Annotated in this window: 16 protein-coding genes; 8 read left to right on the top strand and 8 right to left on the bottom strand. The window is 70.6% G+C overall.

Annotated elements, in window-relative coordinates; all coding sequences use genetic code 11:
* Positions 1 to 76 precede the first annotated feature (76 nt).
* Genes GGR88_RS13635 through GGR88_RS13655 form a run of 5 tightly spaced genes read left to right on the top strand, consistent with a single transcriptional unit; the run spans position 77 to position 4818 of the window.
* Positions 77 to 1231, top strand: a complete 1155-nt coding sequence (locus tag GGR88_RS13635; RefSeq protein WP_167955956.1) for an 8-amino-7-oxononanoate synthase — start codon at positions 77 to 79, stop codon at positions 1229 to 1231.
* Entirely contained in the window at positions 1228 to 1845 is a 618-nt protein-coding gene (gene bioD / locus GGR88_RS13640) for a dethiobiotin synthase (protein WP_167955958.1), read from the top strand. The genes GGR88_RS13635 and bioD overlap by 4 nt, the downstream gene beginning before the upstream one ends.
* Positions 1842 to 3116: an adenosylmethionine--8-amino-7-oxononanoate transaminase gene (locus GGR88_RS13645; RefSeq protein WP_209023399.1), complete on the top strand. Its 1275-nt coding sequence runs from the start codon at positions 1842 to 1844 to the stop codon at positions 3114 to 3116. The genes bioD and GGR88_RS13645 overlap by 4 nt, the downstream gene beginning before the upstream one ends.
* Positions 3117 to 3130: 14 nt before the next feature.
* A complete protein-coding gene (locus GGR88_RS13650) occupies positions 3131 to 4060 on the top strand; it encodes an ABC transporter ATP-binding protein (protein WP_167955962.1) in 930 nt (309 codons plus the stop codon).
* A complete protein-coding gene (locus GGR88_RS13655; RefSeq protein ID WP_167955964.1) occupies positions 4057 to 4818 on the top strand; it encodes an ABC transporter permease in 762 nt (253 codons plus the stop codon). Before GGR88_RS13650 ends, GGR88_RS13655 begins: the two co-directional genes overlap by 4 nt.
* On the opposite strand, the gene GGR88_RS13660 is transcribed toward GGR88_RS13655, so the two are convergent.
* The 4 genes from GGR88_RS13660 to trmB form a co-directional block, all read right to left on the bottom strand.
* Entirely contained in the window at positions 4800 to 6077 is a 1278-nt protein-coding gene (locus GGR88_RS13660; RefSeq protein WP_167955966.1) for an MFS transporter, read from the bottom strand. The genes GGR88_RS13655 and GGR88_RS13660 overlap by 19 nt on opposite strands.
* Before the next feature lie 37 nt (positions 6078 to 6114).
* Positions 6115 to 6297, bottom strand: coding sequence for a YbdD/YjiX family protein (locus GGR88_RS13665; RefSeq protein ID WP_167955968.1), 183 nt, complete (start codon positions 6295 to 6297; stop codon positions 6115 to 6117).
* A complete protein-coding gene (locus GGR88_RS13670; protein WP_167955970.1) occupies positions 6294 to 8345 on the bottom strand; it encodes a carbon starvation CstA family protein in 2052 nt (683 codons plus the stop codon). The genes GGR88_RS13665 and GGR88_RS13670 overlap by 4 nt, the downstream gene beginning before the upstream one ends.
* Positions 8346 to 8436: 91 nt before the next feature.
* Entirely contained in the window at positions 8437 to 9117 is a 681-nt protein-coding gene (gene trmB / locus GGR88_RS13675) for a tRNA (guanine(46)-N(7))-methyltransferase TrmB (RefSeq protein WP_167955972.1), read from the bottom strand.
* Positions 9118 to 9199: 82 nt separating this feature from the next.
* Between trmB and GGR88_RS13680 the strand changes: the two genes are divergently transcribed.
* Positions 9200 to 10297, top strand: coding sequence for an MliC family protein (locus tag GGR88_RS13680; protein WP_167955975.1), 1098 nt, complete (start codon positions 9200 to 9202; stop codon positions 10295 to 10297).
* Between the two features lies 1 nt (position 10298).
* On the top strand, positions 10299 to 10949 hold the full coding sequence (locus GGR88_RS13685) for a phosphatase PAP2 family protein (RefSeq protein ID WP_167955977.1): 651 nt from the start codon (positions 10299 to 10301) through the stop codon (positions 10947 to 10949).
* Here GGR88_RS13685 and metK read toward each other — a convergent pair.
* Together metK and lnt are read right to left on the bottom strand one after the other, a co-directional pair.
* Complete coding sequence (gene metK / locus GGR88_RS13690) at positions 10946 to 12133, bottom strand: methionine adenosyltransferase (RefSeq protein ID WP_167955979.1); 1188 nt, start codon at positions 12131 to 12133, stop codon at positions 10946 to 10948. The two genes, GGR88_RS13685 and metK, sit on opposite strands and share 4 nt — an antisense overlap.
* A gap of 52 nt (positions 12134 to 12185) precedes the next feature.
* On the bottom strand, positions 12186 to 13682 hold the full coding sequence (gene lnt / locus GGR88_RS13695) for an apolipoprotein N-acyltransferase (RefSeq protein ID WP_167955981.1): 1497 nt from the start codon (positions 13680 to 13682) through the stop codon (positions 12186 to 12188).
* A 102-nt stretch (positions 13683 to 13784) separates the two neighbouring features.
* Between lnt and GGR88_RS13700 the strand changes: the two genes are divergently transcribed.
* On the top strand, positions 13785 to 14087 hold the full coding sequence (locus GGR88_RS13700) for a polyhydroxyalkanoic acid system family protein (protein WP_167955983.1): 303 nt from the start codon (positions 13785 to 13787) through the stop codon (positions 14085 to 14087).
* 18 nt (positions 14088 to 14105) lie between these two features.
* Here GGR88_RS13700 and GGR88_RS13705 read toward each other — a convergent pair whose 3' ends face one another.
* The gene (locus tag GGR88_RS13705; RefSeq protein ID WP_167955985.1) at positions 14106 to 15698 is read right to left on the bottom strand and encodes an efflux transporter outer membrane subunit; all 1593 of its coding nucleotides are present in this window, start codon (positions 15696 to 15698) and stop codon (positions 14106 to 14108) included.
* Positions 15695 to 18901 carry a multidrug efflux RND transporter permease subunit gene (locus GGR88_RS13710; protein WP_167955987.1) on the bottom strand — a complete coding sequence of 1069 codons (3207 nt, stop codon included), beginning with the start codon at positions 18899 to 18901 and terminating at the stop codon, positions 15695 to 15697. The genes GGR88_RS13705 and GGR88_RS13710 overlap by 4 nt, the downstream gene beginning before the upstream one ends.
* Between the last annotated feature and the right edge of the window lie 6 nt (positions 18902 to 18907).

Genomic DNA, 18907 nt, shown 5'->3' on the forward strand with positions numbered 1-18907 from the left:
ACGCAGCAGGCGCCGTTCGGGTTCGATCCGCCGGACGACTTGCTCCCGCCTCGCCGCCGCGTCAGGAGGCGACGGCATGGCAACCCGGCTCCACCCCGCCGCCACAGGCGACGTCTACGCCGCGCAAGCCGCCGATCTCGCGGGTTTGGCGGCGGCCGATCGGCTGCGTCGTCTGGTGCCGCGCCGGCCGGTCGACCTGTCGTCCAACGATTATCTGGGTCTCGCCCGATCGCCGCGCCTCGCCGCGGCCGTGCGGGACGCGCTTGACCGCGGCGTCGCGGTTGGCGCCGGCGGTTCGCGCCTGCTCGGCGGCAACGATCCGGAGCATGAGGCGCTGGAGGCCGATGCTGCGGCCTTCTTCGGGACAGAGGCCGCGCTGTTCTTCTCGTCCGGCTACGCCGCCAACGTCGCGCTGCTCGCCACCCTGCCGCAGCGCGGCGACCTCATCGTCCATGATGCGCTGGTCCATGCCAGCGCGCACGAGGGGATGCGCCTGTCGCGGGCGGAGGCCGTGTCGGCCGAACACAACGACCCCGGCGCGGTGGCGGACCGGATCGCCGGCTGGCGGGCGCGGGGCGGCACCGGGCGAGTCTGGCTCGCGGTGGAAAGCCTCTACAGCATGGACGGCGACCGCGCGCCGCTGGCGGAGCTTGCCGAGGTCACAGAGCGTCATGACGCGGTCCTGCTGGTGGATGAGGCGCACGCCACCGGCGTCTGGGGCGCCGGCGGGCGCGGCCTCGCCGCCCATCTGGATGGCCGCGCCGACGTCATCACGCTGCGCACCTGCGGCAAGGCGCTGGGGTGCGAGGGGGCGCTGGTCTGTGGCCCCGCCATCGTCCGCGACATGCTGGTCAACCGCGGGCGCGGCTTCATCTTCTCCACCGCGCCCTCGCCGCTGATGGCCGCCGCCGCGCGCGCGGCGCTGCGCATCCTCGCCGACGAGCCGGAACGGCGCGGCCGCCTCCACGCGCTCATCGCCACCGCCGCAGCCGCGCTCGCCCCGCTCGGCGTCATCGCCACGGGCACGCAGATCCTGCCGCTGATCGTCGGCGACGATGCCCGCGCGATGGCGCTGGCGGACCGGCTCCAGCAGGCCGGCTTCGACGTCCGCGGCATCCGCCCGCCGACCGTTCCCGCCGGCACCGCCCGCCTGCGCCTGTCGATCACGCTCAACATCGACGAGGCCGGCGTGGCCGCGCTCGCCGATGCGCTCAGGGACGCCCTTGCATGACCGCCTTTGTCGTCACCGGCACCGACACCGATGTCGGCAAGACCGTGTTCGCCGCCGCGCTCGCCGCCGCGACGGGCGCCTTCTACTGGAAGCCGGTGCAGGCCGGCACCGACGGCGGCACCGATGCGGAGCGGGTCAGTCGCCTGGGCGTCGCTGCCGATCGCATCCTCCCGTCCGCCTATACGCTGGTCACCCCCTGCTCTCCGCACCGCGCCGCCGCCATTGACGGCGTCCTGATCGATGCCGCGCGGCTCGATCCGCCGGCCGCGCGCCCGCTGGTCGTGGAGGGCGCGGGCGGCGTGCTCGTCCCTGTCACGCCCGACCTGCTCTTTGCGGACCTGTTCGCGCGCTGGCGCCTCCCCACGGTGCTGGTCGCGCGCACCGCGCTCGGCACGATCAACCACAGCCTCCTGTCGATCGAGGCGCTGCGCCGCAGAAGCGTGCCGATCGCCGGCATCGCCTTCATCGGCGATGCGGTTGAGGACAGCGAGGCCACCATCGCGCGCCTGGGCGGCGTCCGGCGGCTCGGGCGGCTGCCGCAGCTCGATCCGCTCGACACCGCTGCGCTCGCCCGGGCCTTCGCCGCCGCCTTCGATCCATCGGATTGGGCATGAGCGCGATCTGGCATCCCTTCACCCAGCATGGACTGGGCGAGCCGATCCCCCATGTCGTCCGCGCCGAAGGTGCGCTGCTGTTCACCGCCGACGGCCGCCGCATCGTCGACGGCATCTCGTCCTGGTGGGTGACGACGCACGGACACTGCCACCCCCGCATCAGCGCCGCCATCGCCGATCAGGCCGCGCGGCTCGACCAGATCATCTTCGCCGGCTGGACGCACGGTCCCGCGGAGGAGGTCGCGGCCGGCCTTGCGGCGATCATGCCGGCCGAACTCACCCGCGTCTTCTTCTCCGACAGCGGCTCCACCGCGGTCGAGGTCGCGCTCAAGATGGCGCTAGGCTTCTGGCGCAACCGAGGCGAGCCGCGCCACCGCATCCTGGTGCTGGAACACGGCTATCACGGCGACACCATCGGCGCGATGTCGGTCGGCGCGCGCGGCGTCTTCAACCGCGCCTATGAGCCGCTGTTGTTCGACGTCGCCACCATCCCCTTTCCCGCAGGCGGTGCGGAGCAGGCGACAATGGATGCGCTGGAGCGGGAATGCCGGGCTGGCGCCGCTGCCTTCATCGTGGAGCCGCTGATCCTGGGCGCGGGCGGCATGCTCACCTACGCGCCGGAAACGCTCGCCCGAATGCGGGCGGTCTGCGCGCAGCACGGCGTCCTGTTCATCGCTGACGAGGTGATGACCGGCTGGGGCCGCACCGGCACGCTGCTCGGCGCGGAACAGGCGGGGATCGTCCCCGACATTCTCTGCCTGTCCAAGGGGCTGACCGGCGGCGCGGTGCCGCTCGCGGTGACGATGGCGACGGAGGCGATCTGGGACGCGCACCTGTCGCGCGACCGCGCCGACATGTTCTTTCATTCGTCCAGCTACACCGCCAACCCGGTCGCCTGCGCTGCCGCCGCCGCCAACCTCGCCATCTGGCGAGACGAGCCCGTGCTGGACCGGGTCGCCGCGCTCGCCGGGGCCCAGGCGGAGGCCCTGGCCGCGCCCTCCGGCCATCCGGCCGTGTCCGCCACCCGTATCCTCGGTACCGTCGCCGCGCTCGATCTCGTCAGCGACGCCCCCGGCTACCTGTCCGATCTCGGCCCCGCGCTCCGCGCGCATTTCCTCGATGCCGGGCTGCTGCTTCGCCCGCTCGGCAACACGGTCTATGTGATGCCGCCTTATTGCATCGGGGCGGAGGATCTCGCCGCGATCTGGTCGGCGATCGGTGACGCGGCGAACCGGATCGCCGATCGATCGTTCAGCGGCGCACGCGGGTGATGGGAGGGGGCGGCATGGACAGCGTGATCAGCATCAAGGGTCTCAGGAAGACCTATGATGCCGGTACTGAGGCGCTGAAGGGCGTCGACCTCGACATCCGCCGTGGCGAGATCTTCGGCCTGCTGGGGGAGAACGGCGCGGGCAAGACCACGCTGATCGGCATCGTCTGCGGCCTCATCCGCGCCACCGCCGGCACCGTCACCGTCGACGGCCACGACAATGTGACTGCCTATCGCGCCGCGCGCGCCCGCATCGGCCTGGTTCCGCAGGAGCTCGCCGTCGACATGTTCGGCCATGTCCGCCACACGGTGGAATTCAGCCGTGGCCTGTTCGGGAAGGGGCGCGACCCTGCCCGGATCGAGGAGGTGCTGCGTTCCTTGTCCCTGTGGGACAAGCGCGACGCGAAGATCGGCGACCTGTCGGGCGGCATGAAGCGCCGCGTGCTGATCGCCAAGGCGCTGGCGCACGATCCCGACATCCTGTTCCTGGACGAGCCCACCGCCGGCGTCGACGTGTCGCTGCGCCGCGACATGTGGGCGCTGATCGGCAAGCTGCGCGATGAGGGCAAGACGATCATCCTCACCACTCATTATATCGAGGAGGCGGAGGAGATGGCGGATCGCATCGGCGTCATCACCAGGGGCGAGCTGATCCTGGTCGACGAAAAGCGCGCAATGATGGAAAAGCTCGGCCAGACGCGGTTGTCGGTCGGGCTGAAGGCGCCGCTCGCCGCGCTTCCGCCGGCGCTGGACGGGCTCCCGCTCACGCTTTCCGACGACGGGCTGACCATCGTCCACCAGGCAGGCGGAGAGGGCGAAAGCGCGGAGGTGGCGGAGATCCTGAAGCGGATGATCGCCGCCGACATCGACATCGCGACCGTCGACAGCAGCCGGTCGAGCCTTGAGGACATCTTCGTCGATCTGGTCGGGGGGAAGCGCTCGTGAACCTGAACGCCATTCTCGCCATCTACCGGTTCGAGCTCGGCCGCACCTGGCGCACGCTTTTCCAGTCGCTGGCGACGCCCGTCATCACCACCTCGCTCTACTTCATCGTGTTCGGCTCCGCGATCGGCGGGCGCATGGCGGAGGTCGACGGCATCCCCTACGGGGCCTTCATCATCCCCGGGCTGCTGCTCCTCACCATTCTGTCGGAATCGATCGGCAACGCCAGCTTCGGCATCTACCTGCCGCGCTTCACCGGCACGATCTACGAGGTGCTGTCCGCACCCGTATCGGCGACGGAGGCGGTGATCGGCTATGTCGGCGCCGCCGCCACCAAGTCGCTGATCCTGGCGACCATCATCCTCGTGACCGCGACCTTCTTCGTCGACTATTCGATCCTGCATCCGTTCTGGGCGGCCGGCTTCCTGCTGCTGGTGACACTCAGCTTCTGCCTGTTCGGCTTCATCCTGGGTGTGTGGGCCGACGGGTTCGAACGGCTGCAGATCGTGCCCTTGATGATCGTCACCCCGCTCACCTTCCTCGGCGGCACCTTCTATTCGATCGACATGCTGCCGGAGCCGTGGCGCACGGCCACGCTGTTCAACCCCATCGTCTATCTGGTGAACGGGATGCGCTGGGCCTTTTACGGCACCGCGGACGTGGCGCCGGGCGTCAGCCTGGCCGCGACGCTGGCGTTCATGGCCATCTGCCTCTTCATCATCAACTGGATCTTCCGGACGGGCTACCGGCTCCGCACCTGACGCGCCGTTCGCGTCGACATGGCGACGAGGCTGACGACGGCGCAGCCGGCCAGGTAGAGCCCGACCAGCCACAGCCCACCCTGCGCGGCGAGCGCGGCCGCCGCGATCGGGGCGAGCGCGCCGCCCAGGATGCCGCCGACATTGAACGCGATCGACGCGCCCGTGTAGCGCACCCGCGCCGGGAACAGCCCGGGCAGCCACGCGCCGAGCGGCCCGTAGACGAACCCCATGGCCAGCAGCGCGAAGCACAGGAAGCCGGTGACCAGCGACAAGGAGCCGCTGCCCAGCATCGGCGACAGCAGCACGCCCGCCACCACCGTCATCACGCATCCGCCGATCAGCACGCGTGCCGGGCTCGACCGGTCCGACAGCCACCCAGCCGCGACGATGCCGACGGCCATGAACAGGATCGCGAACAGCTGCGCCGACAGGAAGGTCACCCGGTCGTAGCCGAGCGCGGTGGTGCCGTAGCCGAGCGCAAAGGCGGTCGCGAGATAATAGAGCGCGAAGCAGGCGACGACGCCGAACGTGCCCGCCAGCGTCGCCGCCCCATGCGTCCGGAACACGGTGGCCAGCGGCACGCTCTCCGGCGGCGCCTCCGCCAGCGCCTTGGCGAACGCCGGCGTCTCGCCCAGCTTCAGCCGCACCCACAGACCCAGCACGACCAGCACCGCGCTCGCCAGGAAGGGGATGCGCCAGCCCCAGTCCGCCAGCTGCTCGGGCGTCAGCCACACCGCCAGCGCCAGGAAGAAGCCGTTGGCCAGGATGAAGCCGATCGGCGCGCCCAGCTGCGGCACCATGCCATATCGGCCGCGCCATCCCGGCGGCGCATGCTCCACCGCTAGCAGGGCGGCGCCGCCCCACTCGCCACCCAGCCCCAGTCCCTGGCCGAACCGCAGGATGCACAGCAGCAGCGGCGCCACCCAGCCGATATCGGCATAAGTCGGCAGGAACGCGATCAGCGTGGTGGAGACGCCCATGAGCAGCAAGGACGCGACCAGCGTCGACTTGCGCCCCACCCGGTCCCCGAAATGCCCGAACACCGCCGCGCCGACAGGCCGCGCGACAAAGGCGAGGCCAAGGCTGGCATAGGCCGCCAGCAGCTGCGCCGACGTGCTCTCCGACGGAAAGAACAGCGGCCCGAAGAACAGGCTGGCCGCGGTTGCATAGATATAGAAGTCGTAGAACTCGACGGACGTGCCGACCAAGCTGGCGAGCAGCACGCGCCGACGGGTGGCGGAGGAGACGGCTTCGGTCATTCTGCGTCTACTCCCGGCCCGCTGGGTGGTGCAGACATCAACAGCACCGCCCACCGCCCTTGCCGCCGTATCGCGCCTGCTGGCGATCGCGGAAGAATTCAGTCCGCGTCATCGCCGGCATGTCGGGATGGTTCGCTGCCATGTGGCGCAGATAGGTGCCGTAATCGGGCAAGCCGACCATCATCCGCGCCGTCTCGGCGATCCAGCCGAGCCCGCTCATTCGGCCGGCACCAGGGTGGGCGGGATCTCGCTCGCGGTCGGCCGCTCGCTCCGCCGCGCGGCCAGGCAGGTGCGGACCGTGTAGACCAGGATCGCCGCCACCACGCCCAGGAACAGCGCGCACAGCGCGGCATCGATGCGGTCGTTGAAGACGATGCGCTGCATCTCGGCGACCGACTTGGCCGGCGCCAGCAGTTGGCCGCGGCCAAGCGCGTCGGAAAAGCGGCGGGCATGCGCCAGGAACCCGATCGCCGGGTCCGGGTGGAACAGCTTCATCAGGCCCGCCGTCCCCGTGCACAGCACCAGCCAGGTCGCCGGCACCACCGTCACCCAGGCGAACCGCTCCCGCTTCATCCGGAACAGCACCACCGTCGCCAGCATCAGCGCGACGGCGGCGAGCATCTGGTTGGAAATGCCGAACAGCGGCCACAGCGTGTTCACCCCGCCCAGCGGATCGGTCACGCCCTGGTAGAGGAAGAAGCCCCAGGCCCCGACGCACAATGCGGTCGCGACCAGCCCGGGCATCGTCGCCGCCGTGTCGCGGAAGCGGGGCAGGGCGAGCCCTAGCAGGTCCTGCAGCATGAAGCGCCCAGCGCGCGTGCCGGCATCCACCGCGGTCAGGATGAACAGCGCCTCGAACAGGATCGCGAAATGATACCAGAAGGCCTTCATCGCGGTGCCGCCAAGCACCGCCGAGAAGATCTCCGCCATCGCCACGGCCAGCGTCGGTGCCCCGCCCGTCCGGCTGACGATCGTGCCTTCGCCCACCTCCTGCGCGGTGCGGCTGAGCGTGGCGGCATCGATGGGAAAGCCCATCGCCGTTACCGCCGCCGCGGCCTGCGCGGGATCGCCGCCGGTGATCGCGGCGGGCGCGTTCATCGCGAAGTAGATGCCGGGATCGAGGATGGAGGCCGCCACCAGCGCCATGATCGCCACCGCGCTTTCCATTAGCATCGCGCCATATCCGATGAAGGGCGCATCCGCCTCGCTGGCGATCAGCTTGGGCGTGGTGCCGCTCGCGATCAGCGCGTGGAACCCGCTGACCGCACCGCAGGCGATGGTGATGAACAGGAACGGGAACAGCGGCCCCGCCCACACCGGCCCGCGCCCGGTGAAGGCGAACTCGGTCAGCGCCGGCATCCGGAGCGGCGGCGCCACCACGATGATGCCGATCGCCAGCGCCGCGATCGCGCCGATCTTCAGGAAGGTCGACAGGTAATCGCGGGGCGCCAGCAGCAGCCACACCGGCAGCACGGACGCGATCGCGCCATAGCCGATCAGCAGGAAGCACAGCTGCACCGGCGTGAAGGTGAAAGCCGGCCCCCACACCGGATCGGCCGCCACCGCCTGCCCCAGCAGGATCGCGGCAATGAGGCCAACCAACCCGATCAGCGACACCTCGCCCACCGCTCCCGGCCGGATCCAGCGCGTATAGGCGCCCATCAGCATGGCCAGCGGCACGGTCGCCGCCACCGTGAACATGCCCCACGGGCTTTCCGCCAGCGCGCGCACCACGATCAACGCGAGCACCGCCAGGATGATCACCATGATGGCAAAGGCACCGACCAGCGCGACCGTGCCCGGCACCGCGCCCATCTCCATGCGGATCAGCTCGCCCAGCGACCGGCCGTCGCGCCGCATGGAAATGAACAGGACCAGGAAGTCCTGCACCGCCCCCGCCAGCACGACGCCCGCCAGAATCCACAGCGTGCCCGGCAGATAACCCATCTGCGCGGCCAGCACCGGCCCCACCAGCGGGCCCGCCCCCGCGATCGCCGCGAAATGATGGCCGAACAGCACCTTGCGGTCGGTGGCGACATAATCCAGCCCGTCCGCGCGCCGCACGGCGGGCGTCGGCCGCGCCGGATCGATGCCGACCACGGCGCGGGCGATGTAGAGCCCGTAGAAGCGGTAGGCGATCAGGTAGACCGAGACGGCGGCGGCGATGATCCACAGCGCGCTGATCGTCTCGCCGCGCGATGTCGCGACCACGCCCAGGCTGATCGCTCCGGCCAGCGCAAGCGCGATCCACGGCAGCTGTCGCACCATCAACGCGCCTCCCCAACCTTGTTGGGGGATGGCGTAGCGGAGCAGGCGGCCTCAGCCAACCGCCCGCATGCCGCCGGCCGGCGCGTGCGGCTCAGACCCGCAGATATCGAAAGTACCAGACCTCGTGTCCCTTGCGCCGCGCCTTGGCCTCGTAGCGGGTGCCCGGCCAGTCGTCCGGCCGCTCGAGGAAGTCGGCCGCGCGCGTCGCTGTCCAGCGGAAGTCGCTGCGCGCCGCCATCACCATCATCGCCCACCGGCAATAGGTCGGGTCGTCCGTGCCCAGCCGGAACTCCGCGCCGGGCTTCAGCTTGGCGGCGAACAGGTCGAGCGGGCCGTGGTTCATCATCCGGCGCTTGGCATGGCGCGCCTTCGGCCATGGATCGGGATGGAGGAGGTAGAGCCGGTCGAGCGATGCGTCGGGCAGCCGCTCCACCACCTCCAATGCGTCACCCATGTGGATGCGCACGTTGGCAAGCGGCGCTTCGTCCACCTTGGTCAGCAGGCCGACCACGCCGTTCAGGAACGGCTCGCAGCCGATAAAGCCGCTGTCGGGCGCGGCCGCCGCCTGCGCCGCCAGATGCTCGCCCGCCCCGAAGCCGATCTCCAGCTGCAGCGGCCGGTCGTCGCCGAACAGCGCCCGCGCATCCACCGGGCCATCGGTCGGCACGCTGATACGGGGCAGCAGCTCTTCGATCAGCGCTTCCTGCCCGGCGCGCAGCTTGTGGTTCTGACGGCGGCCGTACAGCCGGCGGATCGTCGCGGGGTCGTTCATGGGGGTTGGGCGCTAGCGGCTTTTCGCACCGCGCGAAACTGCTCAGGCGGACACTTGCCACGTGCTCGGTTGTTGTGGGCGCATGCTTCTGCGGCCGTCCATCCTTCTCCTCCCCGTCGTCCTTGCCGCCTGCAGCGGTGAGGAACCGGCGGTCGACGCGAACGCCGCCGTCACCGCGACGCCCGCGACGCCCGCGGCGCCTGCCCCCGCCCCGGCGGCAGGGCGGCAGACGCCCGCCCCGCAGGACTGGAGCGGCTTCGGCAATGGCGCGGTCAGCGTCGTGCGCCGCGGCGACGGCTTCGTGCCGGCGCTGTTCCTGTGCAACGCCACCAACCAGCCGACCAGCATCGCGCTCACGGTTCCTGCCCACGGCGACGCCACGCTGGTGCGCTTCGACGATGTCGGCCGCGGCATCGAAACCCGCGCCGTCAGCGTCGGCGGGCCCGATCCCGGTGCCGGCCAGATCTACTATCCGCTGTCGGCTGACGGCCGCGAGGTCGGATATATCCACGCCGCCAACAGCCAGATGCTGGACGGCGCGACAACGCCGACCGTCACGTCCCTCGGCATCGACGGCGCCGACCTGCGCTGCCGCTGGCAGCCGCAGACCCGCTTCCTGGGGCTGACGGCGCGCCGCGCGGTGCTGGTCACCGGGCCGGAGGACGGGCCGCTCGTCTACAGAAGCTTCGATTTCGCCGAACGGGCGGACCAGGACCCGGTCGACAATGGCCGCACCACCCGCGCCACGCTGACGGTGACCGGGGGCGAACGGCGCGGCGACACGCTGGTGTTCCGCAACGGCGCAACCGAATACCGCATCCGCGCAAGCGGCGATCCCGCCGCCGGCGCCGCCGCCATCGAGGTGTTCCGCGCCGGCGCCCGCGTCCAGTCCGAACCCGTGCTCGCCTATACGCTCGGCGCCACCGCCGCCTCGCCGCCGCCACGCGTCTCGACCCGCTTCGGGTGCGAGGACGGCAGCAGCGTGGCCGTCCTGTTCGACAATGTCGCCGACCGGGCGGAGCTCAGCTTTGCCGGTGGCCGCATCGCCGTGCTCGCCGGGCAGCGCCCGGCATCGGGCATGTGGTATGCGGGCGCCGGCTACGCGCTTCGCGGCAAGGGCGACACGGTGACGATCACCACGCCTGACGGCGCGCGTCGCCTCTGCACGGCGGATCGCTGAGATGGGCAAGGGGAAGAAGGCGGCGAAGCGCGCGCGCAAGGGCCTCCGCCAGGTCGAACAGGTCGACGTCGCCGTCACCCATGCCGCCGCCGCGCATCGCCGCGCGCCTGCCGTCCGCGCGCTGGGGATTATCGGCGATCTGGCGGATCAGCCGCCGATGCTGGCGCTATCGGGCGGCGTCGCGGTCGCGGCCTGGCTGCTCGGCGACCGCGGCCTTGCCCGCACGTCGGCACGGATGGCGGCGTCCATCGTCCTCGCCACCGCCGGCAAGACGCTGGTGAAGCGCCTGGTCGATCGCACCCGCCCGCACCTGCTGGTCGACCACGATCTCTATGAACTGGACGAGGGCACGGGCACCGACGACGGCGACTATAACAGCTTTCCGTCGGGCCACACCGCCGATGCCGTCGCCGCCGCCCGCGCGGTGTCTCGCGGGCACCCTGGCGCGGCACCCGCCGCCGCCGCGCTCGCACTGGTTGCCGCGGCCATCCAGATCCCGCGCTGCCGCCATTACCTGTCGGACGTCGGCGCGGGCGCGCTGGTCGGCTGGTCCGCGGAGGCGGCCGGCTCCGGCTTGGTCGACCGCCTCTGGCCGGAGGAGCCGAACGCCCCGGTCGCCGCTTTGCCGGCGCCGGGGCAGGGGGCTGGTTAGAGCGCCTGCTTCAGCGCATCGACCAGGTCGGTCCGCTCCCAGGTGAAATGGTCGCCCTCGGCCTTGCGCCCGAAATGGCCGTAGGCGGCCGACGGCTCGTAGATCGGCTTGTTGAGCGCCAGGTGGGTTCGGATGCCCTTCGGCGTCAGGCGGACGAGCGTCGGCAGCACCGCCTCGATGCGGTCCGCCTCGACGGTGCCGGTGCCGTGCAGGTCGACGTAGAGCGACAGCGGCTCGGCCACGCCGATGGCGTATGACAGCTGGATGGTCGCGCGCTTGGCAAGGCCGGCGGCGACGATGTTCTTCGCGAGGTAGCGGGACACATAGGCCGCCGACCGGTCGACCTTGGTCGGGTCCTTGCCCGAAAACGCACCGCCGCCGTGGGGCGCAGCACCGCCATAGGTGTCGACGATGATCTTGCGCCCGGTCAGGCCCGCGTCGCCGTCCGGCCCGCCGATCTCGAACAGGCCCGTCGGGTTGACGTAGATCGCGCTGTCTTCCGGCAGCCAGCCGTCCGGCAGCACGTCGGCCATCACGCCCTTGGCGTAATCGCGCAGCTTCGCCTGGTCGTAGCCCGCGGCATGCTGCGTCGACACCACCAGCGCGGTTGCGCGCACCGGCCGGCCGTTTTCATAGGCGAGCGTGACCTGGCTCTTGGCGTCCGGCTCCAGGAACGGCGCCGCGCCCGAATGACGGTCGGCGGCCATACGCTCCAGGATGCGGTGCGAGTAATAGAGCGTCGCCGGCATCAGGTCGGGCGTCTCGTCGCAGGCGAAGCCGAACATGATGCCCTGGTCGCCGGCACCCTCGTCCTTGTTGCCGCTCTCGTCGACGCCCTGCGCGATGTGCGCGCTCTGGCCGTGGAGGTAATTGGCAAACTCAAGCTTGTCCCAGTGGAAGCCGTCCTGCTCGTATCCGATCCGCTTCACCGTGTTGCGCACCGCGCGCTCGATCTCGTCCAGCGCGCCGTCGGCCCAGCCGCTCTGCGCATCGAACACGCCCTTGGCGCGGATCTCGCCGGCCAGCACGACGCGGTTGGTGGTGGTCAGCGTCTCGCATGCCACCCGCGCTTCCGGATCCTTCGACAGGAACAGGTCGACCACGGCGTCGCTGATCTGGTCGGCGACCTTGTCCGGATGACCTTCGGACACGGACTCGGAGGTGAAGAGGAAGTTTGAGCGCATGGAGCTGAAGCGTCCTGTGTTGCAGATATAAAGATAGCTTTATGTCCGCTTCTTAACCAGCACGCCTCCGCGACACAACCGTCAAGCCTGCCAGCACCAGCGCGAACAGGAAGGGCAGGATGTTGCCCGCCTGTGCGAACGGGGTCGGCTGGCGGGCGGCTGGCACGTTCAGCTGGATGACCCCGGCGACGCCTCCTGGCACCGTGCGCACCAGCCGCCCGCGCGGGTCGATCACGGCCGAAATGCCGGTCGGTGTCGCGCGCACGACGGGCAGCCCTTCCTCGATCGCGCGCAGCCGTGCCTGCGCCAGGTGCTGCGGCGGCCCCCACGACCCGAACCAGGCATCGTTCGACGGGTTGAAGATGAAGCGCGGTCGCGCGCCCGGCTCCACCACCTGCCCGGAAAAGATGATCTCGTAGCAGATCTGTAGCCCCACCGGGCCGAAGCCAGGCAGCATCAGCGTGCGCGGCCCCGGCCCCGCCCAGAAATCGAGGTCGCCGGGCGCCAGCCGCGACAGGCCGATCGCCGACAGGATCGGCCGCATCGGCAGATATTCGCCATAAGGCACCAGATGCGCCTTGTCGTACCGCCCGATCAGCCGCGCGTCGGGGGTCAGCGCGAACACGCTGTTGCGCGCGCCCGCCACCCGCCCGGTCGGGATGTCCCATTCCAGCGCGCTGCCGCCGGTCAGCAGCAGGTCGCCGGGCCCCAGCAACCGGGCAAGCTCGCGCCGCACGGCGGGCTCTTCCTCCAGGAAGTCGGGCACCGCCGCCTCCGGCCACAGCAGCAGCCGCGGCCGCCCGTCCGGCTGGCCCGACAGCGCGACGTGGCGGGCGCGGTTGCGCGCCTCGAACCCGCGCTGCCATTTCTCGGCCTGCCCGATGTTCGGCTGCACCACATGGACGCGGATGTCGGTCGGCGGGGCGGGCGGCGGCCGCAGGTTGATCGCCACCAGCGCCAGCAGCGGCACGGCCGCGCCCTTGCGCCACCCGTCCGCGCTCAGCACGAACAGGAGGAGCCCGCCCAGCAGCACGACGATGCCCGACAGGCCATAGGTGCCGACCAGCGCGGACGTTTCCGAGAGGCTCGACGGCAGCAGCACCACGCCCACCGGGTTCCATGCAAAGCCCGTGAACATCGTCGCGCGCAGCCATTCGGTCACGATCCACGCCGCCGCCAGCGCCAGCGTCAGGGACAGCCGGTCGCGCCGCCCCCACCGCCACGCGATCCCCGCTGCCAGCGCGGGATAGACGGCCAGGTAGATCGACAGCAGCACCACCGCGATCCAGCCCAGCCAGGCCGGCATCGCCGCCTGGTAGGTGAAGGCGGTCGCGATCCAGTTCAGCCCCAGCACGAACTGCCCGAAGCCGAACAGCCATCCGGTGGCGAGCGCGGCGCGCAGGCTGGGCGCCGTGCGGAGCAGCAGCAGGACGCCTGCAAACGCCAGCAGCGTCAGCGGCCAGGCACCCAGCGGCTGGAATCCGGTGGCGGACAGCAGCCCCGCCCCAAAGGCGAGGCCGGCGCGGGCGGGGGCGGGGGTGATGCGCACGGCGGCGCCTATCGCCCGCCCCGCACCCGGATGCAATTGGCCACGACGCTTTCATCCGGCGTGCGCCGACCTATCTTCCGGGGCAAAAGCAGGAGCACCGGCATGGCCAACCCGATCACCGTCGACATTCCGCACAGCCTGGGCCGCGACGGCGTCCGCGCGCGCCTGGACGGCGGCGTCGGCAAGATCGCGGACGCGATCCCCGGCGGCGGCACCGTGCGCCACAGCTGGAACGGCGACACCATGACAATGAGCGTGGAGGCGATGGGCCAGAGCATCCTCAGCCGCATCGAGGTGTTCGATCAGACCGTGCGCGCCACCGTCGACCTGCCGGGCTTCCTGTCGATCTTCGCCGATCCCATTCGCGCCGCGATCGAAAAGGGCGGGCCGAAGCTGCTGCGCTGACCGGCCGGCGGCGGCGCCTCAGCGCGCCGGGCTGTCCGCCCCGTCGGCTGGGCCGTTTGTCCCCGGCGTGGGCGCCGCCGTCGATGCTCCGTCCGCCGCCACCAGCGGATCGCCGCCCAGCGTGCGGTACAGCGTCACCAGGTTGCTGCCGGCGGTCAGCCGGGTCAGCACCAGGTTGCGCTGCGCGGCATAGAGCGATCGCTGCGCATCCAGGTTCGACAGGAAGGTGTCGACGCCGCCGCGATAGCGCGCGTTCGCCAGCTCGAACGTGTCGGCCGCCGCTGCCTCGAAATTCCGGTCGGCGCGCAGCTGGTCGGCAATGGTGCCGCGCCGCGCGAGCGCGTCCGCAACCTCGCGGAACGCCACCTGGATCGACCGTTCGTAGCTGGACAGCGCCGCATCGCGCTGCGCCTGGGTGAGCGCGACGCCCGCCCGCCCGGCACCCGCGCGGAAGATCGAGTAGCTGACGTTGGGCGCCACCGAGTAGTTGAAGGCATCGCCGGTAAACAGCGTGCGGAGCGCGTCGCTGGCAAAGCCGACGATGCCCGTCAGCGAGATGCGGGGGAACAGCTCGGCCCGTGCCGCGCCGATCTCCGCATTGGCCGCCCGCAGCTCATACTCCGCCTGCACCACGTCCGGCCGGCGCAGCAGGATCGACGAATCGAGCCCGGCGGGCAGCGCTGCGATGCTTGCCTCGACCTGCTCGATCGACTGGGGCAGCAGCGCCGGGTCGATCTCCGCGCCGACCAGCAGCCGCAGCGCGTTGACGTCCTGCGCCAGCGCGGTGCGCTGTTCGGCCAGGTCGGACTGCGCCGTGAACAGCACCTGTTCCGCCTGCCGGAGGTCGCTGCGCGGTGCGACGCCGCCACGCAGCCGCGCGCGGGTAAGGGACACGCTCCGCTCCGCGCTCGCCGCCGTCTGTTCGGCGATCCGGAGGAGGCTGCGATCCGCCGCGTAGATCAGCCAGGCATCGGCGATGTCGCCGACCAGGGTCAGCCGCACGCTGCGCGCCGCCGCCTCCGTCGCGAAGAAGCGGTCCAGCGCGGCCTCGGTCTGCGACCGGATGCGCCCGAACAGGTCCAGCTCAAAGGCGGTGATGCCCAGATCAATCGAATAGCTGCTGGCCGACCGCGACAGCGTGGTGACGGTGCTCGTCCCGCCCGTGCCCGGCACCGGGGTCCCCGGCGTCGGGGTCGGCGTGCCCGTACCGGGCGTGGGGGTCGGCGACGGGGTGCCGCCCGCACCCGTGCCGGCGACCGCGGTGGCGCCGTTGCCGCCGCCCGAATAGCTATACCGGCCGCTCACATCGACCTGCGGGAACAGGTCGGCGCGCTGGATGCGGTACTGCGCGCGCGTCGCCGCGATGTTGGCGGCGGCGACCCTCAGGTCGCGGTTGTTGGCGAAGGCCTGCTCGATCAGCGCCACCAGCCGCGGGTCGCGGAACAGATCGCGATAGCTCAGCGCAGGCAGCGTGGCCTCCGTCTGGCGCAGGTAGGCATCGCCGGCCGGCCACGACGCCGGCACCGGCAGCGCCGGCTGGCGATAGGCCGGCGCCAGCGAACAGCCGCCGATCAGCGCCGCCAGCGGCAGCGAGAAGGCCGCGCGCCTCATGCCGCCGGCTCCGCGGCCGGCTGGTGCCCGGTCGGCCGCCCGCGCATCTTCGCCAGCCCGTCGCGCACGCCGCGCCGCACCAGCACGAAGAACAACGGGATGTAGAAGATCGCCAGGATCGTCGCGGTCAGCATGCCGCCGATCACCGCCGTGCCGATCGCGATGCGACTGTTGGCGCCCGCGCCGGTGGAAATGGCCAGCGGCAGCACGCCGAAAATGAACGCAAGGCTGGTCATCAGGATCGGCCGCAGGCGGATCCGCGCCGCCGTCAGCGCGGCATCGATCACGCGCGCGCCCTTCTTCTCCTCCTGCTCGGCGAACTCGATCATCAGGATGGCGTTCTTGGCCGCCAGCCCCATCGTCGTCAGCAGCCCGATCTGCAGGTAGACGTCGTTCTCCAGCCCGCGCAGCGTGACGAAGAACACGGCGCCCACCAGCCCCAGCGGGATGACCAGCAGCACGGCGACCGGGATCGACCAGCTTTCGTAAAGCGCGGCCAGGCACAGGAAGACGATCAGGATCGACAGGCCGTAGAGCAGCGGCGCCTGCCCGGACGACAGCCGTTCCTGGAACGACAGGCCGGACCAGGCGACGCCCACGCCCGGGATCTCGCCCGCCAGCTGCGCCATGCGGTCCATCGCCTCGCCCGAGCTGGTGCCGGACCGCGCCTGTCCCTGGAACTCGTAGGACGGCACGCCCTGGAAACGCGACAGGGTCGTCGGCGCGGTGGTCCACGACGTGCTGGCAAAGGAGGAGAAGGGCGCCATCTGCCCGTTCGATCCGCGCACGAACCACTGGCCGAGGTCCGACGGCTCCGACCGGTAGGGGGCATCGCCCTGCACGAACACGCGCTTTACCCGGCCGCGGTCGATGAAGTCGTTCACATATTGCCCGCCCCACGCCGCCGAGATGGTGGAATTGACCGCCGCCTGCGTCAGGCCCAGCGCGGACAGCTTCTGCTGGTCGATATCGACGTTCAGCGTCGCGACGTCGGGCAGCTCGCTCAGCCGCACGCCTTCCAGGATCGGGTCGGCGGTGGCCGCCGCCAGCAACCGGTCGCGCGCCGCGTTGAACTCCTCCTGGCTCATGCCGCTGGTGTTCTGCAGCTGCATGGTGAAGCCGTTGGACTGGCCCAGCCCGCGCACCGCCGGCGGCAGCAGGGCGAACACCTGCGCGTCGCGGAACCCCCGGAACGCCGCGCTCGCCCGCTCGACGATCGCGTCCGCGCTGTTCTCGGCATCCTCGCGCTGCGACCAGTTGGCGAAGTTGATGAAGCCCTGGCCGGTGTTCTGCCCGCTCGCCCCGCCGCCGCCGCCCGCCACGGTCAGCAGCGTGCGGATGTTCTCCTTCTCCTCGGTCAGGAAATAGCGCTCGACCGCCTGCTGCACTTCCTCCGTGCGGCCACGCGTGGCGCCGGCCGGCAGCTGGAAGCGGATGGTCGCCGCGCCCTGGTCCTCCGTCGGCAGGAAGCTCGTCGGCAGCCGGAAGAACAACAGCGCCAGCACCGCCAGCAACACGGCATAGATCGCAAGGAACAGCCATTTGCGATCGACGATCCGCTTCACGCCCGCCTCGTAGCGGTCGACGCCCCGGTCGAATCGCGTGTTGAACCCGTCGCCCAGCCGCGTGCCCCATCCGGCCGCGCGCGGGAAGCGCCGGGCAAACCAGCCCTCGCGCGGCGTCTCGTCCGCCTTGCCGTGCGTCTGCTTCAACAGCGTCGCGGTCAGCGCCGGGCTCAGGATCAGCGCCACGAACACGGACAGCACCATTGCCGCCACGATGGTGACGGAGAACTGGCGATAGATCACGCCCGTCGACCCGCCGAAGAACGCCATCGGCAGGAACACCGCGGACAGCACCACGCCGATCGCAACCAGCGCCGTCTGGATCTCCTTCATGGACTCGATCGTCGCCTCCTTGGGCGACATGTCCGGGTTTTCCTCCAGCAGGCGCTCGACATTCTCCACGACCACGATCGCGTCGTCGACCAGCAGGCCGATCGCCAGCACCAGCCCGAACAGCGTCAGCGTGTTGATCGAAAATCCCGCCACGTAGAACACGGCGAAGGTGCCAAGCAGCACCACCGGCACCGCGATCGTGGGGATCAGCGTCGCGCGCCAGCTCTGCAGGAACACGAACATGACGATGACCACCAGGATCACCGCCTCCACCAGCGTCTTCACCACCTCTTCGATCGACAGCCGGATGAAGTCGGTGGTGTCGTTGGCGTAGGCGAAGGTGAAGCCTTCGGGAAAGTTCTGCGCCTGCCGCTCGACCTCGGCCTTCACCAGCTCGGACGTGGCGAGCGCATCGGCGCCGGGCGCCAGGCTGATCGCCAGGCCCGCGCCCGGATGCGCGTTGACCCGGCTCAGCGCGCTGTAGTTCTCCGCGCCCAGCTCCACGCGCGCGACATCGGCCAGCCGCACGGTTGCCCCGTTCGGCTGCGTCTTCAGGATGATGTTCTCGAACTGCTGGGGCGTCTGCAGCCGTGCCTGCGCCGTCACCGTCGCGTTCAGCAGCTGCGTCGACGGCTGCGGCTGCCCGCCCAGCTCGCCGGCGGCCACCTCCGTGTTCTGGTTCTGGATGGCGGTGACGACGTCCGACGGCATCAGCGAATAGCTCGCCAGCCGCGACGGATCGAGCCAGATGCGCATCGCATATTGCGACCCGAACACATTGGTCTCGCCGACGCCCTCGATGCGGGCGAGCGGCTCCACCATGTTCGACTCCATCCAGTCGGACACGTCGCGGTTGGTGCGCTGGTCGGTTTCGTCGAAGATGCCGACGATCATCAGGAAGTCCGGGTTGGACTTGGTGACGCGCAGGCCCTGCTGCTGCACCGGCTGGGGCAGGCGGGACAGCGCCTGCTGTACCTGGTTCTGCACCTGCACCTGCGCGATGTCGGGATCGGTGCCGGCGGCAAAGGTCGCGCTGATCGTCACCTGCCCGCGCGACGAGGATTGCGAGCTGAAGTAGAGCAGTCCGTCGATGCCGGTCAGCGTTTGTTCGATCACCTGGGTGACCGAATTCTGGATCGTCTGCGCCGATGCGCCCGGATAGGTCGCGCGGATGTTCACCTGCGGCGGGGCGACATCGGGATATTGCGCGATCGGCAGCGACAGGATCGCGCCCACCCCCGCCAGCATGGTCAGGATCGCCAGCACCCAGGCGAAGATCGGCCGGTCGATGAAGATCCGCGACATGGGCGC

It is taken from the genome of Sphingomonas jejuensis (assembly GCF_011927695.1).
Taxonomy (GTDB): domain Bacteria; phylum Pseudomonadota; class Alphaproteobacteria; order Sphingomonadales; family Sphingomonadaceae; genus Sphingomonas_K; species Sphingomonas_K jejuensis.

Coding starts and splice junctions, on each gene's coding strand:
- GGR88_RS13645 (WP_209023399.1), top strand. CDS start 1,842: ATGAGCGCGATCTGGCATCCCTTCACCCAGCATGGACTGGGCGAGCCG.
- bioD (WP_167955958.1), top strand. CDS start 1,228: ATGACCGCCTTTGTCGTCACCGGCACCGACACCGATGTCGGCAAGACC.
- GGR88_RS13685 (WP_167955977.1), top strand. CDS start 10,299: ATGGGCAAGGGGAAGAAGGCGGCGAAGCGCGCGCGCAAGGGCCTCCGC.
- GGR88_RS13665 (WP_167955968.1), bottom strand. CDS start 6,297: ATGAGCGGGCTCGGCTGGATCGCCGAGACGGCGCGGATGATGGTCGGC.
- GGR88_RS13700 (WP_167955983.1), top strand. CDS start 13,785: ATGGCCAACCCGATCACCGTCGACATTCCGCACAGCCTGGGCCGCGAC.
- trmB (WP_167955972.1), bottom strand. CDS start 9,117: ATGAACGACCCCGCGACGATCCGCCGGCTGTACGGCCGCCGTCAGAAC.
- GGR88_RS13705 (WP_167955985.1), bottom strand. CDS start 15,698: ATGAGGCGCGCGGCCTTCTCGCTGCCGCTGGCGGCGCTGATCGGCGGC.
- GGR88_RS13635 (WP_167955956.1), top strand. CDS start 77: ATGGCAACCCGGCTCCACCCCGCCGCCACAGGCGACGTCTACGCCGCG.
- GGR88_RS13670 (WP_167955970.1), bottom strand. CDS start 8,345: ATGGTGCGACAGCTGCCGTGGATCGCGCTTGCGCTGGCCGGAGCGATC.
- GGR88_RS13660 (WP_167955966.1), bottom strand. CDS start 6,077: ATGACCGAAGCCGTCTCCTCCGCCACCCGTCGGCGCGTGCTGCTCGCC.
- metK (WP_167955979.1), bottom strand. CDS start 12,133: ATGCGCTCAAACTTCCTCTTCACCTCCGAGTCCGTGTCCGAAGGTCAT.
- GGR88_RS13680 (WP_167955975.1), top strand. CDS start 9,200: ATGCTTCTGCGGCCGTCCATCCTTCTCCTCCCCGTCGTCCTTGCCGCC.
- GGR88_RS13650 (WP_167955962.1), top strand. CDS start 3,131: ATGGACAGCGTGATCAGCATCAAGGGTCTCAGGAAGACCTATGATGCC.
- GGR88_RS13710 (WP_167955987.1), bottom strand. CDS start 18,901: ATGTCGCGGATCTTCATCGACCGGCCGATCTTCGCCTGGGTGCTGGCG.